Source organism: Mycolicibacterium holsaticum DSM 44478 = JCM 12374, from assembly GCF_019645835.1.
Lineage (GTDB): Bacteria > Actinomycetota > Actinomycetes > Mycobacteriales > Mycobacteriaceae > Mycobacterium > Mycobacterium holsaticum.
The window spans coordinates 556,206-571,731 of sequence record NZ_CP080998.1 but is presented as its reverse complement, the minus strand read 5'-3'; the positions used below and the strand labels follow the sequence as shown (position 1 = coordinate 571,731).

General features: G+C 68.5%; 10 protein-coding genes. 8 read left to right on the top strand and 2 right to left on the bottom strand.

What is annotated here, in order from left to right:
• The first annotated feature begins 29 nt into the window (after positions 1-29).
• From K3U96_RS02775 to K3U96_RS02765, 3 genes are read left to right on the top strand one after another with little or no spacing between them, the layout of a single operon-like run.
• Positions 30-518, top strand: a complete 489-nt coding sequence (locus K3U96_RS02775) for an inorganic diphosphatase (protein ID WP_069404818.1) — start codon at positions 30-32, stop codon at positions 516-518.
• A gap of 29 nt (positions 519-547) precedes the next feature.
• Positions 548-1,243, top strand: a complete 696-nt coding sequence (locus tag K3U96_RS02770; protein WP_230982348.1) for an ATP-binding cassette domain-containing protein — start codon at positions 548-550, stop codon at positions 1,241-1,243.
• A gap of 2 nt (positions 1,244-1,245) precedes the next feature.
• A complete protein-coding gene (locus K3U96_RS02765) occupies positions 1,246-3,252 on the top strand; it encodes a YhgE/Pip family protein (protein ID WP_069404817.1) in 2,007 nt (668 codons plus the stop codon).
• Positions 3,253-3,310: 58 nt separating this feature from the next.
• Here the strand turns inward: K3U96_RS02765 and K3U96_RS02760 are convergent, their stop codons facing one another.
• Together K3U96_RS02760 and K3U96_RS02755 are read right to left on the bottom strand one after the other, a co-directional pair.
• A complete protein-coding gene (locus tag K3U96_RS02760) occupies positions 3,311-4,594 on the bottom strand; it encodes an acyltransferase family protein (RefSeq protein WP_220691998.1) in 1,284 nt (427 codons plus the stop codon).
• A gap of 238 nt (positions 4,595-4,832) precedes the next feature.
• Positions 4,833-5,858, bottom strand: a complete 1,026-nt coding sequence (locus tag K3U96_RS02755) for a TerC family protein (RefSeq protein WP_069404815.1) — start codon at positions 5,856-5,858, stop codon at positions 4,833-4,835.
• Between the two features lie 313 nt (positions 5,859-6,171).
• Here K3U96_RS02755 and K3U96_RS02750 point away from each other — a divergent pair, with 313 nt between their 5' ends.
• The 5 genes from K3U96_RS02750 (at position 6,172) to K3U96_RS02730 (ending at position 15,502) form a co-directional block, all read left to right on the top strand.
• Positions 6,172-10,113 carry a Pls/PosA family non-ribosomal peptide synthetase gene (locus K3U96_RS02750; protein ID WP_220691997.1) on the top strand — a complete coding sequence of 1,314 codons (3,942 nt, stop codon included), beginning with the start codon at positions 6,172-6,174 and terminating at the stop codon, positions 10,111-10,113.
• The gene (locus tag K3U96_RS02745) at positions 10,110-11,441 is read left to right on the top strand and encodes a M1 family metallopeptidase (RefSeq protein ID WP_220691996.1); all 1,332 of its coding nucleotides are present in this window, start codon (positions 10,110-10,112) and stop codon (positions 11,439-11,441) included. The genes K3U96_RS02750 and K3U96_RS02745 overlap by 4 nt, the downstream gene beginning before the upstream one ends.
• The gene (locus K3U96_RS02740) at positions 11,396-12,679 is read left to right on the top strand and encodes a hypothetical protein (protein WP_220693370.1); all 1,284 of its coding nucleotides are present in this window, start codon (positions 11,396-11,398) and stop codon (positions 12,677-12,679) included. Before K3U96_RS02745 ends, K3U96_RS02740 begins: the two co-directional genes overlap by 46 nt.
• Positions 12,680-12,750: 71 nt before the next feature.
• The gene (gene galE / locus K3U96_RS02735) at positions 12,751-13,728 is read left to right on the top strand and encodes a UDP-glucose 4-epimerase GalE (RefSeq protein ID WP_220691995.1); all 978 of its coding nucleotides are present in this window, start codon (positions 12,751-12,753) and stop codon (positions 13,726-13,728) included.
• Entirely contained in the window at positions 13,718-15,502 is a 1,785-nt protein-coding gene (locus K3U96_RS02730; RefSeq protein WP_220693369.1) for a hypothetical protein, read from the top strand. The genes galE and K3U96_RS02730 overlap by 11 nt, the downstream gene beginning before the upstream one ends.
• The last annotated feature ends 24 nt before the right edge of the window (positions 15,503-15,526 follow it).

Sequence of the window (15,526 nt, the reverse complement as noted above, 5' to 3'; positions counted from 1 at the left end):
GACCGTTCGCACAGGGCAAGGAGCCGCCGGTGGAGTTCGACGTAGTCATCGAGATCCCGAAGGGTTCGCGCAACAAGTACGAGGTGGATCACGACACCGGACGGGTGAAGCTGGACCGCTACCTCTACACCTCGATGGGCTATCCGACCGACTACGGGTTCATCGACGACACCCTCGGCGAGGACGGTGACCCGCTGGACGCGCTGGTGCTGCTGCCCGAGCCGCTGTTCCCCGGCTGCCTGGTGGAGGCCCGCCCGGTGGCCATGTTCCAGATGACCGACGAGGCCGGCGGTGACGACAAGGTGCTGTGCGTCCCCGCGGGCGACAAGCGCTGGGACCACATCCAGGATCTCGCCGACGTGCCCGCGCAGGTGCTCGAGGAGATCAAGCACTTCTTCGTGCACTACAAGGACCTCGAGCCGAACAAGTTCGTCAAGGCCGCCGACTGGGTGGGCCGGGACAAGGCCGAGGCCGAGGTGAAGGCGTCGATCGACCGGTTCAAAACGCAGGCTCACTGAAAACAGCGCCCAGGGCGCGGGAGGTCGCGGTGTCGGACAAGGTGATTGCTCGCGGCATCACGGTCTCGGGTCCGTGGGGCCCGGTGTACGGGCCGGTCGATGTGGAGATCGACGCGGGCGGGGTCACCGTCCTGGTGTGCCCGAGCGGTTCGGGACGCACCGCTCTGCTGATGACGTTGGCCGGCCGGATGAAACCGCAGAGCGGCTCGCTTTCGGTGTTCGGCCGCACCGACGTCGACGACATCTTCCGGTCCGCGGCACTCGCCGGTTTCGACGAGCTCGACGCGGTCGCCGAGTCGGTCACCGTGGCCGATCTGGTCACCGAACAGCTGCGCTGGGACGCCGCGTGGTACCGGCTGGTGCGCCGGGCCGGGCCGGCCGACGTCGACGCGGTGTGCGGTCCGGTGTTCGGGGAGCTGCCGTCGCCGCCGCTGGATGAGTTCGTCGAGGAACTCAGCGAGAGCGACCGGTTGCTGTTGCGGATCGCGCTGGCCAACACCAAACGGCCGCCGCTGCTGGTGGTGGGCGACCTCGACCACGTCACCAGCGACCGTCACCGCGAGACCGTGCTGAACCGGCTGATCGCGCTGGGCGAGACACAGACGGTGGTGACGACGACGGTCAACGGGGTCAGCCACGACGGCGTACGGGCCCAGCTCGAGGTGGCCAACACCTCGCGCGAAGAGTTGGTAGCCGCCCAAAAGGGCCGACAGAAAGGTCGATGACGATGCTTGCGGGGATGTCACTGGGCACCGACCTCAAGCGTTATTCCCGCGGCGTTCTGCCGCGGCTGGCACTGGCCACCATCATCCTGATGCCGCTGCTGTACGGCGCGATGTACCTGTGGGCGTTCTGGAATCCGTTCGGTGAGGTCAACAAGCTGCCGGTGGCGCTGGTGAACGAGGACCGCGGAACGCAAACCCAAGACCAACAGGTCAACGCCGGCGATCAGGTGGCCCGCTCACTGCTGGACTCCGGGCAACTCGACCTGCACGAGATGTCGGCTGCGGAAGCGGCCGACGGTGTGCGCCACGGCCGTTACTACTTCGCGATCACGATTCCCGAGGACTTCAGCGCGGCGGTGGCATCGCCGGCGGGGCCGGATCCGCGCCCGGCCAAGATCCGGTTCACCTTCGACAACTCAAACAATTATCTGGCGTCGATCATCGGCCAGAACGCCGCGCGGGAGGTGCTCAACCAGGTCAACGCGCGCGTCGGGCAGCAGACGGTCGGTCAGGTCCTCACCGGTGTGACGCAGGCGGGTGCCGGCCTGGTCACCGCCGCCGACGGCGCCGACCGGCTCGCTGCCGGCGTGGCGCGGGCCGACGCCGGTGCACATGAGCTGGCCAGCGGCTCGCGTGCGCTGTCGGCCGGGTTGGACACCGCGCGCGACGGCTCGACCGCCCTGGCCGCAGGCGCTGCGCAGTTGTCCGAGGGAATCGGCACCGCAACCGATCCGCTGCTGTCCGTGCTCGACCGCGTCAGCGGGCTGGGCCTGGATCCGGCCGAGGTCGGCGACCTGGCAGTCGGGCTGTCCAGGCTGGTCAAGTCGACCAGCGACCGGGTGGCCGCGCTCAACGTCGACCAGGCACAGGCCGCGGCCGTCGTCGACACGGTGGTCGGCGCGCTGCGAGCGAACCCTGACCCGGCGGTGCGGGCATTGGGCGACACGTTGGCAGGTACCCAGCGGCTGCTGCGCGCCAACGACATCGATCCGACCACCGATGACGGTCTGATCATGTTGCGGGACAAGGCCGCTGGGCTGGAGGCCGAGTTAGTCGACCCCAACAGCAAGCTGCGGACGTTTCTGACCAAGGCGCTCGACGGCGGCCTGCGCGACGACGTGGTGCGGCTGCGCGACGGCGCGACCCAGTTGAGCGCGGGGGCCAACCAGCTGCGCGGCGGGCTGGTGGCGCTGGCCGACGGCGGCGAGAAGCTGTCGGCGGGTGCGACGACGCTGGCCGACGGCACCAGCCAACTACGAAGCGGCAGCGTGGAACTCGCGCACGGCCTACGCGAAGGTGCCCAACGGGTTCCGCAGTGGACGGCTCAGCAACGCAACCAGGTCGCCGATGCCCTGGCGCAGCCGGTTGCGCTCGACGAGGTGACCCACCACCCCGCGCCGACATTCGGCACCGGGTTCGCCCCGTTCTTCCTGCCCCTGGCGTTGTTCATCGGGGCGTTGATCATCTGGATGCTGTTGACACCCTTGCAATCTCGGCCGATCGTCAACGGGCTCGGCGCGTTGCGCGTCGCGGTGGCATCCTTTTGGCCGGGCCTGCTCATCGCGGTGTGCCAGGTGTTGGTGATGTACGCGGTGGTGCATGTCGGGGTGGGTTTGAAGGCGGTGTACCCGGTGGCCACCGTCGCGTTCCTGATTCTGGTTGCGGGGGCGTTCCTGGCGCTCATCCAGGCGTTCAACGCGCTGTTCGGTGTCGCGGTCGGCCGGGTGGTCACGCTGGCGTTCCTGATGTTCCAGCTGGTGTCGGCCGGCGGTATCTATCCGGTGGAGACCACCCCGAAGCCGTTTCAGGTCATCCATCACATCGATCCGATGACCTACGCCGTCAACGGGTTACGCCAGTTGACCGTGGGCGGTATCGACTTCCGGCTTTGGGTGGCGGTCGCGGTGCTGGTCGGCATCACCGCGGCCTCGCTGACCGCCACCGCGTGGTCGGCACGACGCAACCGGCAGTACACGATGGAGCGGCTGCACCCACCCATAGAAGTGTGAGCGGTCTAGTTTCGGCCGAGTGGCCGGTTGATGCACGGTTGAGGCCGAAACGCGTGTATCAACTGGCCGCTCGCGCGGTTTTGGCTCTGGCGTAGGTCATCGCCGGCTTTTCCACGAGGTAGTAGGTCACACTCGCGGCGAGAATCGTCACGGCGAGCAGAACCGCGATGTTGTAGAGCATGCCCGGCAACGTGTCGCCGGCCATCCAGCCGAGCCGGCCGAGTAACAGCAACACCGGGAAATGCCACAGATACGCCGACAGCGAGATCTCGCCGACGTAGCGGATCGGGCGGATGTCGAGGGCGCGCGCCAGCTTGGACCGCTGGCCTCGGGCCAACGGCACGACGACGACGAGGATCATCAGCGCAGCGACCACGCCGACCACCGCGGTGACGAACGACACCGCGACCGCGAACATCAAGGCGCCCACCACCAGCACGGGAAGTATCGCGGCGGCGCTGAGCGTCCGGATGCGCCGGCCCGCGCGCTCGGAGAGCACGCCGTGCTCGATCGCGACGAACACGACGGCCGCGAACATGCCCATCGCGAAGTTGTCGGCGTTGGTCAGGATGCTGCGGGTGAACACCGCGGCGATGTTGGGACCCCAGTTGAGCAGGATGAAGTCGGAGGTGCCCCCGTAGCGGTTCACCAGGGGGGTCAGCGCGCGACCGAGCAACCCGATGCCCAGCAGAACGGCGGGCGCGACCACGGCCACCAGGTACGGGTTGCGCCTGCTGTGGCGGCGCATCCGAAAGATCAGCCAGCCCAGCGCCGGAAGCGTCAGGTAGAACGCGTACTCCAGGGTCAGCGACCACGACGGTCCGATCCCGGTCTGGATGTAGGCCGGGAAATAGGTCTGCACCAACGCCAGGTTGGCCAGCAACTCCAGCGGATCGGTGATCATGCCGATGCCCGTGCGCGCGTCATCGGGCATCAAGGCCGCGTTGTCGATATAGGACAGGCGCAGGACAAAATTGACGATCAAGAAAATCACGAGGTATGCCGGCATGATTCGCGCGAGACGGTGTACCGCGTAATCGCGGACGTCCGGCATGCGGGTCGACGCGCCGGCGGTTACCAGGTTTCGCACGTACGGCAAAAACAACAGAAAACCGCTGAGGACGAAAAAATACACCAGCGAGAAGCCGAACAAATTGGTCTTCCAGGTGTCGGCGGTGTTCTTCGTGTAGTACCCGGTGACATGGGTGATGGCGATGCTCAGGCACAGCAGTCCGCGGATGCCGTCGAGGCCGATTATCCGTGCCCGCTTGTGCTTTCGGTCCTCGGTTGGGCTTGAGGGTGTCCGTGGCGCCGCGCTGTCTTTCGCCGCCTCGGTCGTCATCGCGATCGACGGCCGGTGCCGGAAGTGGCGTCACGCACGAAAGGTCCCACTTTCTTCGAAGGTCATCCAGACAGCTAACCGTCGCCATGGTAAGACCAACGCCGCGAAATTCGCGAACCGCTATTTCACCGACGAGCGCCGCCGAACAACGGTCTTCCGCAAACCGAATTCGCAGTTATATTTCGTGCCCAGAATCAAGGCACCCAACAGGGTTTTTAGCTGAACTATCTAGTTGCAGCTAACCCTTGCGCGGATGCGGCTCGGGCTCGTCGGGGGCAACGTCGGACGTGCCCCGCTCCTTCGCGCCGCGCACCCCGGTCTTGTACAGGCTGGCCACCGTGGTGACGATCAACGTCACCACGATCACCCCGAGGCTGACCAGGGTGGGGATCTCCGGTACCGGAACATGCTCGCCGCCGTTGATGAACGGCACCTCGTTCTCGTGCAGCGCATGCAGCACCAACTTCACGCCGATGAACGCGAGGATGAACGCCAGCCCCTGCGACAGGTAGATGAGCCGTTTGAGCAGGTCCCCGAGCAGGAAGTAGAGCTGCCGCAGGCCCATCAGCGCGAACACGTTCGCGGTGAACACCAGGTAGGGCTCCTGGGTCAGACCGTAGATGGCCGGAATCGAGTCCAGCGCGAAGATGAGGTCGGTGGTGCCCAACGCGACGATGACGAGGAACATCGGCGTCATCACCCGCGTGCCGTTCTCGCGCACCCACAGCCGCAGGCCATCCCAGGTGTCGGTGAATTTCATGTGCTTGCGGGCGAAGCGCACCACCCGGTTCTCGGCGTCGTCGTCGTGCTCGGTGTCGCGTACCAGCCCCACCGCGGTGTAGAGCAGGAACGCACCGAAAATGTAGAAGACCCAGGAGAATTGGTTGATCGCGACGGCGCCGAGCGCGATGAAGATGCCGCGGAAGACCAGCGCCAGGATGATCCCGACGAGCAGGGCCTGCTGCTGGTAGATCCTGGGCACCTTGAAGCTGGCCATGATGATCAAGAAGATGAACAGGTTGTCCACGGACAGGCTGTATTCGGTGAGCCAGCCGGCGAAGAACTCCAGCCCGTACTGGCTGCCGTGGAAGAACCAGGTCCACAGCCCGAACGCCACCGCGAGCCCGATGTAGATCGACAGGTACGTCCCGGTCTCACGCTTGGTCGGTTCGTGCGGGCGCCGGCCGATGACGATCACGTCGAACAGCAGAACGGCGATCGTCACGCTCAGCGTGATGGCCCACTCGAGCCCGCTTACGTTCACCAGAACCTCCGGTCGTCAAAGCGCCGGAGGTCTCTTCCACCGCCACGAACCGTCGTGTCGGCCCGCGGCACCGGTCGTCCGATGACGGCCAACGTGATGACGATACCGCGGCGAAGGAATACTCCCCTCCGGCGACGAGTCTGCCAGTCCGTCGCCCGACGCGAAATCCCAACCCGGGGATACCCGTCGAACCTGCGGTTACACCGCAGGCCGGTGCGCCGACGCGGCCCCAGCCACCGTCGTTGTCGCAATTGTGATCAGCCACCGCGTGCGGCGCGGGGGCACGGCCGGGTCGGCTTAGTACTTTGTAGGCGTGACTGGGGATTTTGTTTCCGAGGTGCCCCCTCAGTACGCGTTGTCGTCGTACGCACCCGAACCGCGCACCCTCATCGACATCTTCTACGAGACCGGGCACCGTTATCCCGATGCGCCTGCGCTCGACGACGGCACGGTGCAGCTGACGTATGCGGAGCTGATCGCCGACATCGAGGAAACCGTCGAGTGGCTGGCCGCCCGCGGGATCGGGCGCGGAGACCGCATCGGCATCCGGATGCCGTCGGGCAGCTACGCGCTGTACGTGGCGATCCTCGCGACGCTGGCCACCGGCGCCGCCTACGTGCCGGTCGACGCCGACGACCCGCTCGAGCGCGCCGAGTTGGTGTTCACCGCGGCCGACGTGGTGGCGATCATCACCGAACAGGGACTGGTGCGCGGACCCGGCTCATCCCGGGGTTGGCGCGCCGTGCGCCCGCTGGCCCGAGACGACGCATGGGTCATCTTCACGTCGGGATCCACCGGCACGCCCAAGGGCGTTGCGGTGACGCACCGCAGCGCGGCGGCCTTCGTCGACGCCGAGGCGCAGCTCTTTTTGCAGGACAACCCGATCGGCCCGGGCGACCGGGTGCTGGCCGGACTGTCGGTGGGCTTCGACGCATCGTGTGAGGAGATGTGGCTGGCCTGGCGGCACGGCGCCTGCCTGGTGCCCGCGCCCCGCTCGTTGGTGCGCAGCGGCATGGACCTGGGGCCGTGGCTGGTGTCGCGCGACATCACTGTGGTCTCCACGGTGCCGACGCTGGCGGCGCTGTGGCCCGCCGAGGCGCTGGAAGCCGTGCGACTGCTGATCTTCGGCGGTGAAGCCTGCCCGCCGGAGTTGGCCGAGCGGCTCGCCGCGGGTCCCGACTCGGCTGGCCGCGAGGTCTGGAACACCTACGGCCCCACGGAAGCCACCGTCGTCGCATGCGCGGCCCGGCTGGACGGGCGCGGCCCGGTGAGCATCGGGTTGCCGCTGGCCGGATGGGACCTCGCGGTGGTCGACGCGAACGGTGCGCCGGTGCCCTACGGCGAGGTGGGCGAACTGGTGATCGGCGGGGTCGGCCTGGCCCGCTACCTGGACCCCGACAAGGACGCCGACAGGTATGCGCCGATGCCCAGGCTGACGTGGTCGCGGGCCTACCGCAGCGGTGATCTGGTGCGGTGGGAATCCGACGGGCTCTACTTCGTGGGCCGGGCCGACGACCAGGTCAAGGTCGGCGGTCGGCGCATCGAACTCGGCGAGGTCGACGCCGCGCTCGTCAACCTGCCCGGTGTCAGCGGCGCTGCGGCCGCGGTGCGGCAAACGTCAGCGGGCACACCGGTTCTGGTCGGCTACGTCGTCAGCGCCGATCCGTCGTTCGACCTGGCCGAGGCCCGCACGGCGCTGGCCCAGACGCTGCCCGCCGCACTGGTCCCTCGCCTGGTGCACATCGACGAATTGCCCACCCGCACCTCGGGCAAGGTGGACCGCGACGCGCTGCCGTGGCCGACGCCCGGCGACACCGGCGAGGAACCCACGGACCTGACCGGCACGGCGGCCTGGGTCGCCGGGCTGTGGCAGGAGGTACTGGCCGCGCCGGTCACCGGCCCCGAAGCCGACTTCTTCGCGCTCGGCGGCGGTTCGCTGGCCGCCGCGCAGCTGGTGTCGGCGCTGCGCCAACGCTATCCGCAGGTGACGGTCGGCGACCTGTACGACCGTCCCCGGCTGGGCTCACTCGCCGGGTTCCTCGACGAGCTCGAGGCGCCGCCGGTGAACGAACCGCGGGCGGTCAAACCGATGCCGCGCCTGACCCAGGCCGCCCAGCTGGCGCTCTCGTTGCCGCTGGCGACGCTGACCGGGCTGCAGTGGGTGGTGTGGTTGGCCATCGCGAACAACATCGCGTACAACGTGGCGGCCACGGCGGTGCCGTGGGTCCGGCCCGTCGACTGGTGGTGGGTAGCAGCGGGTTTCGTGCTGTTCGTCACCCCGCTGGGGCGGATGGGCATCGCGGCGCTGGGCGCCCGGATGCTACTGGCGGGGCTGCAACCCGGCACGTACCGCCGGGGCGGCCCCGTGCACCTGCGGGTGTGGCTGGCCGAGCGGCTGGCCCAGGCCAGCGGCGCCGAAAACCTCGCCGGCGCACCGTGGTTGGTGTATTACGCGCGCGCACTGGGCAACCGGGTCGGCAACGGGGTCGATCTGCATTCCACCCCACCGGTGACCGGGATGCTCAAACTCGGCCACCGCAGTTCGGTCGAACCCGAGGTGGACCTGTCCGGGCACTGGATCGACGGGGATAGCTTCCACGTCGGTCCGATCACGATCGGCAACGACGCCAGCATCGGTGCGCGCACCACGCTGCTGCCCGGGTCCGTCGTCGGCAAAAACGCCGATGTGGCGCCCGGTTCCGGGGTGCTCGGCAAGGTCAAGAACGGCCAGTACTGGAAGGGTTCGCCTGCGGCGAAGTCCGGCAAGGCCCGCCATCCGTGGCCCGACCACCGGCCGCCGCGCGCGCCCGCCTGGGTCGCGGTCTACGGCGTGACCTCAGTGCTGTTGGGCGGGCTGCCGCTGCTGGCGCTCGGCACCGCGCTGGCGGTGATCGGTTGGGCCATCCGCGATACCGCGTCGGTGACCGCGGCGATCGCACCCACGCTGCGGTGGGCTCCGGTGGCGACGCTGGTCGCGTTGCTCAGCTATGCGCTGCTGACCCTGATCGGTGTGCGGGTGCTGTCGGTGGGGTTGCGCGACGGCTATCACCCCGTACGCAGCCGCGTCGGCTGGCAGATCTGGGCCATCGAGCGGCTCATGGACGCCGCGCGCACCTACCTTTTCCCGATCTACGCCAGCCTGCTGACACCGTGGTGGCTACGTGCGCTCGGCGCGAAAGTCGGTCGGGGCACCGAGATTTCCACGGTGCTGTTGACGCCGACGTTCACGGTGATCGAGGACGGCGCGTTCCTGGCCGACGACACCATGGTGGCCTCCTACGAACTGGGCGGCGGCTGGCTGCACGTGGCCAAGGCGACGATCGGCAAGCGCGCGTTTCTCGGCAACTCCGGGATCGCCCAACCGGGACGCAAGGTGCCCGACGACGGCCTGGTCGCGGTGTTGTCCGCAGCACCGCACAAGGCCAAGGCCGGCTCGTCGTGGCTGGGCAGCCCGCCGGTTCGGCTGCGCCGCAAGCCCACCGCCGCCGACACGCAGCGCACGTTCGATCCGCCGCTGCGGCTGAAGACGTTGCGCGCGATGGTCGAAGCCTGCCGGATCGTGCCGGTGGTCGTGACGTTCGCGATCGGTGTCGGGGTGCTGTTCGGGCTGCAGTGGCTGGCGACCGAATTCGGTTGGCTGTGGGCGGCGCTGGGCAGCGGCGTGCTGTTGCTGGCGGCCGGCGCGCTGGCGGGCGCGGTCGCCGTCGTCGCGAAATGGGCTGTGGTCGGACGGATCCGCACCGGCGAGCATCCGCTGTGGTCGTCGTTCGTGTGGCGCAACGAAGTCTCCGACACCTTCGTGGAGACCGTCGCCGCGCCGTGGTTTGCCCGCTCGGCCAGCGGGACGCCGGTGATGAACTGGTGGCTGCGGGCGCTGGGCGCGACGATCGGGCGCGGCGTGTGGTGTGAAACGTACTGGTTACCGGAGGCCGACCTGGTGACAATCGACCGCGGTGCGACCGTAAACCGGGGCTGCGTGGTGCAGACCCACCTGTTCCAGGACCGGATCATGGCGATGGACACCGTTGTGCTCGAGGAAGGTTCGACGCTGGGACCGCACTGCGTCGCGCTGCCCGCATCGCGCATCGGGGCGGGCGCCACCGTCGGACCGGCCTCGCTGGTCATGCGCGGCGACCAGGTGCCAGCCGCGACACGGTGGCTGGGCAATCCGATCGCACCGTGGAATGGGTTGGGTAAGAAGCGCGCCAACAAATCGAGGGGTAAGTCCAAGAAACCAGAAGACGCTGCAGCGTGACGGGCGGCGAGAACTCGACGCGGATCATCGATCCCTATCTGCCCGACAACGGTAATTCCGGCTACCGGGTCTCGCGCTACGAACTCGACCTGGAATACAAGGTCGCGACAAACCGGCTGTCGGGGACCGCCACCATCACCGCGGTGACGCTGGCGGCGCTGCGCACGTTGACCCTCGACCTCTCCGATGCGCTGTCGGTGACGAAAGTGGCCGTCAACGGCGCGCGTGCGGGCAGGTTCAAGACCTCGGCGAACAAGCTGCACATCACGCTGGCGGAGGGCCTGCCCGCCGGTGCGGCGATGACGATCGTCGTACGCTACGGCGGCAGCCCGCGACCGATCCGAACCCATTGGGGCGACGTGGGATTCGAGGAGCTCACCGACGGTGCGCTGGTGGCGGGTCAGCCCAACGGGGCCCCATCGTGGTTTCCGTGCGACGACCAGCCCAGCGCCAAGGCCAGCATCCACATCCGAATCCGCACGGAACGTTCCTACTACGCGATCGCCAACGGCAGGCTGATCTCCCGGCGCGCGCACGCCGGGATGACCACGTGGACCTACGAACAGCCGGAGCCGACGTCGACGTATCTGGCGACGTTGCAGATCGGCAGGTACGACCGGCATCGGGTGGCCAGAAACGGCGTGTCGATCCACGCGGTGCTGCCCGACCGGCTGAGCGAGAACTTCGCATCCGACTTCGCCCGGCAACCGCAGATGATGACGCTGTTCGTCGAACTGTTCGGCCCCTATCCACTCGCCGACGGGTACACGGTCGTGATCACCGATGACGACCTCGAGATACCGCTTGAGGCACAAGGTATTTCGATCTTCGGCGCCAATCATTGCGCGGGCCGCGGCCGGGGGGAACGGCTGATCGCCCACGAGCTGGCCCATCAGTGGTTCGGCAACTCGGTCACCGTCAGGCGCTGGCAAGACATCTGGCTGCACGAGGGTTTCGCCTGCTACGCCGAGTGGCTGTGGTCGGAGAACTCCGGCGGCCGCAGCGCCGAGGAGTGGGCGCGGCACTACCATCAGCGGCTTGCCGACGCGCCCCAGGACCTGCTGCTGGCCGATCCAGGAGTCCAGGACCTGTTCGACGACCGCGTGTACAAACGCGGCGCGCTCACCCTGCACGTGTTGCGGGGCCGCATCGGTGACGACAATTTCTTTGCACTGCTTCGGGATTGGACTCAGCGCTACCGGCACAGCACGGTGGTCACCGACGACTTCACCGGGCTGGCCTCGCACTACGCCGACCAGTCGCTGCGCGCGCTGTTCGAGGCCTGGCTGTACGCGCGGGCACTGCCCGCGCTGGAACCGCCGCCGTGACCGACGCCGGCACGCCCTCCGGCCCGGTCACGCGGGGCAGCGTGGCGCGGGTGGGTGCGGCCACCGCGGCGTCGGCGCTATGTGGGTACGCGGTGCTGTACCTGGCCGCCCGCGATCTGGAGCCGACGGGGTTCGCGGTGTTCGGCGTCTTCTGGGGGGCGTTCGGTTTGGTCACCGGCGCGGCGTTCGGTCTGCTGCAGGAGGCCACCAGGGAGGTGCGCTCGGCCGGTTACGTCGAGGTCGCCGAAGGCCCGCGCACCCATCCGGCGAAGGTGGCCGCCATGGTCGGCGTGGTCGCCGCCGGGCTGATCATCGCCACCTCGCCGCTGTGGTCGGCGCAGGTGTTCGTGGCGTCGCGCTGGCTCAGCGCCGCGCTGCTGGCCGTCGGGCTGGCCGGGTTCTGCCTGCACGCCACGTTGCTGGGCATGATGGCCGGGCTGAACCGGTGGACGCCCTACGGGGCGCTGATGGTGACCGACGCCGGGCTGCGGGTGATCGTGGCCGCGGTGACGTTCGTCGTCGGGTGGGGCTTGGTCGGCTACCTGTGGGCCACCGTGGCCGGTGCGGTGGCGTGGCTGATCATGCTGATCGTTTCACCGTCGACCCGCGAGGCCGCCGGGCTGCTGACACCGGGCGGCACCGCGACGTTTCTGCGCGGTGCGGCACATTCGATCGCCGCGGCCGGGGCCAGCGCGGTGCTGGTGATGGGCTTCCCCGTGCTGCTCAAGGCCACCACCGGCGAGCTGGGCGCGGCCGGCGGTGTGGTGATCCTGGCGGTGACGCTGACTCGGGCCCCGCTCCTGGTCCCGCTGACCGCGATGCAGGGCAACCTGATCGCGCACTTCGTCGACCAGCGCACCGAACGGTTGCGGGCGCTGGCGGCCCCGGCGGCGGTGGTGACCGGTGTCGGGTTGGCCGGGGTGCTGGCCGCCGGCGTGTTCGGGCCGTGGTTGTTGCGCACCGCGTTCGGCCCCGAATACCTGGCCGGCGGCGCGCTGCTGGCCTGGCTGACCGGGGCGGCGGTGGCGATCGCGTTGTTGACGTTGACCGGCGCGGCGGCGGTCGCGGCGGCCCTGCACCGGGCCTATTCGCTGGGCTGGGTGTCGGCGACGGTCGCATCAACGCTGTTGCTGCTGCTTCCGCTACCCCTGGAGACCCGCACGGTGATCGCGCTGCTGTGCGGTCCGCTGGTGGGCATCGCCGTGCACATGGCCGCGCTGGCCAAGAGCCCCCGGTGACGACGCGGGCCGGCGGCGGGCGCACCTATGCTGCCGAAGGTGCCACTTCAAACGACGGCGAGGGAGAGCAGATGACTTGGCTGGTGACCGGCGGGGCCGGGTACATCGGCTCGCACGTAGTGCGTGCGCTGCGCGACGCCGACCTGCCGGTGGTGGTGCTCGACGATCTGTCGACCGGGCTGGAAGCGTTCGTCCCGCCGGGCGTGCCGTTGGTGCGCGGCACCTTGCTCGACACCGAACTCATCACCCAGACGCTGCGCGAGCACCGGGTCACCGGCGTCATCCATATCGCGGGGTTCAAATACGCGGGCGTTTCGGTACGCGAACCGTTGCACACCTACGAGCAGAACGTCACGGCGATGGTCAACCTGCTCAAGGCGATGACGTCGGTGGGCACCGACAAGTTGGTGTTCTCGTCCAGCGCCGCGACCTACGGCACCCCTGACGTCGACACGGTCACCGAGCAGACGCCGACCACGCCTGAATCCCCGTACGGGGTAAGCAAACTGGTCGGCGAATGGATCTTGCGTGACGTCGCACACGCCACCGAGCTGCGGCACACCAGCCTGCGTTACTTCAACGTGGTGGGATCCGGTGCGCCGGAGTTGTTCGACGTCAGCCCGCACAACCTGTTCCCCGTCGTGTTCGACATGCTCTACCGCGGGGAGACACCGCGGATCAACGGGAACGACTACCCCACCCCGGACGGCACCTGCGTGCGTGACTATGTCCACGTATCGGATCTGGCGGCAGCGCATGTCGCCGCGGCCCAGCGGTTGGACGCCGGTGCACCGGTCGAGGCCGTGTACAACCTCGGCAGCGGAAACGGCACCTCGGTGCGCGAGATCATGACCGCGATCCGGGAGGTGACCGGCGTGGACTTCGAACCGACCGTCGGGCCGCGCCGGCCCGGTGATCCGGCCCGCATCGTCGCGTCCAAGGACCTGGCCGGCCGCGACCTCGACTGGCAGATGCGGCACTCGCTGGAGGAGATGGTGCGGTCGGCGTGGGTCGCCCGTCGGCAGGCGGGAGAGGCCTATCCCGGATAGGTTTCTGCTTCCCAACCGGGTGGCCGGCGCCGCGGTGGCACTGATCGCGGTGCAGCTGGTCATCCGGGCGGTGCTGGCGTTCAGCGGATATTTCTATTGGGACGACCTGATTCTGATCGGCCGGGCCGGTACGTACGACCTGCTGTCCGCGCACTACCTGTTCGACGACCACGACGGCCACGTCATGCCCGCGGCGTTCCTGCTGGCCGGTGGCATCACCAGGGTGGCCCCGTTGAGCTGGATCGGACCGGCGATCAGCCTGGTGGTGCTGCAGTTGCTGGCGTCGCTGGCACTGCTGCGCACCCTGCGCGTCATCCTCGGCTGGCGGCCGGTGTTGTTGGCGCCGTTGACGTTCGCGCTGTTCACTCCGCTGGCTGTACCCGGGTTCGCGTGGTGGGCTGCGGCGCTGAACTCGCTGCCGATGCTGGCGGCGCTGGCCTGGGTGTGCGGGGACGCGATACTGCTGGTGCGCACCGGCAATCGGCGCTATGCGGTGACGGGCACGCTGGTGTACATCGGCGGTCTGCTGTTCTTCGAGAAAGCGGCCGTCATCCCGTTCGTCGCGTTCACGATCGTCGCGCTGTTGGCCCACGTCACCGCCGCGGGATCGGTTGCGGTGGTGTGGCGGCGCGGGATTCGACTGTGGGTGCCGTGTCTGGTGGTGACGGCCGCGTGGATCGTCGTGTACCTCATCGTGGTGGACCAGAAGCGCTGGAGCGGCGACGTGGCGATGACATGGGATCTGCTGAGCCGCTCGGTGACACACGGTATCGTCCCGGGACTGGTTGGCGGACCGTGGGTTTGGCAACGCTGGGCGCCGGCGTCACCGTGGGGCACGCCGCCGGTGACGGTGATGGTGTTGGGCTGGCTGACGCTGGCCGCGGTGGTGGCGGTCAGTTTCATCCGCAAACAGCGCATCGGCGTGGTGTGGCTGGTGGCCGTCGGCTACGCCGCGGCGTGTCAGATACCCATCTATCTGATGCGGTCGTCGCGGTTCACCGCGCTGGAGTTGGCGCAGACGCTGCGGTATCTGCCCGACCTCGTGGTGGTGCTGACGTTGCTGGCCGCCGTCGGCCTGTGCGCACCGAACCGGCCGGGCAGCAGATGGCTCGACGCCTCGCGCACCCGCACAGTGGTGGTGTGCTCGCTGGCCGCGGCGTTCGTGGCCAGCAGCCTGTACTCCACCTCGACGTTTGTCACGAGTTGGCGCGACAACCCGGCGCAGCCGTATCTGCGCAACGCGGTGGCGGGGTTGGCCGAGGCCGCACGGACGTCGAGCGCGCCGATGCTCGACCAGGAGGTCGACCCGATGGTGCTGCAGCGGGTCGTCGGACCGGAGAACCGCGCCAGCCACATGTTCGCGCTACTGCGGAACCGGCCCGAGTTCGCGTCGGCCACCACCGAGCTGCGCATGCTGGACAGCACGGGCCGACTGGTGGACGGGACGGTCACGTGGGTGCGCACCATCACCGAGGGACCGGCGCCCAACTGCGGGTACCTGGTGCAACCGGACGCGCCCGTTCGGATGCCGCTGGACGGTCCGCTGCTGCCCGCGGACTGGACGGCGGAGATCAACTACCTGGCCAACAGCGACGGGTCGATGACGATGGCGCTTTCGGAGGGTGACGAGGTCAAGGTGCCGGTGAAACCGGGCTTGAACAGGGTGTACGTCCGGCTTGCCGGCGCGGGCGACGCGATCGACGTGCAGGCGAACACCGCCGCGTTGTCGGTGTGCATCGCCGCGGGGCCGGTCGGATTCGTGGCACCGAGGTAGCCGGCAGGCTGGGATACTTGTCCG

Excerpts from the sequence above, each read along its gene's own strand:
- K3U96_RS02765 (WP_069404817.1), top strand. The coding sequence starts at position 1,246 with ATGCTTGCGGGGATGTCACTGGGCACCGACCTCAAGCGTTATTCCCGC.
- K3U96_RS02760 (WP_220691998.1), bottom strand. The coding sequence starts at position 4,594 with ATGACGACCGAGGCGGCGAAAGACAGCGCGGCGCCACGGACACCCTCA.
- galE (WP_220691995.1), top strand. The coding sequence starts at position 12,751 with ATGACTTGGCTGGTGACCGGCGGGGCCGGGTACATCGGCTCGCACGTA.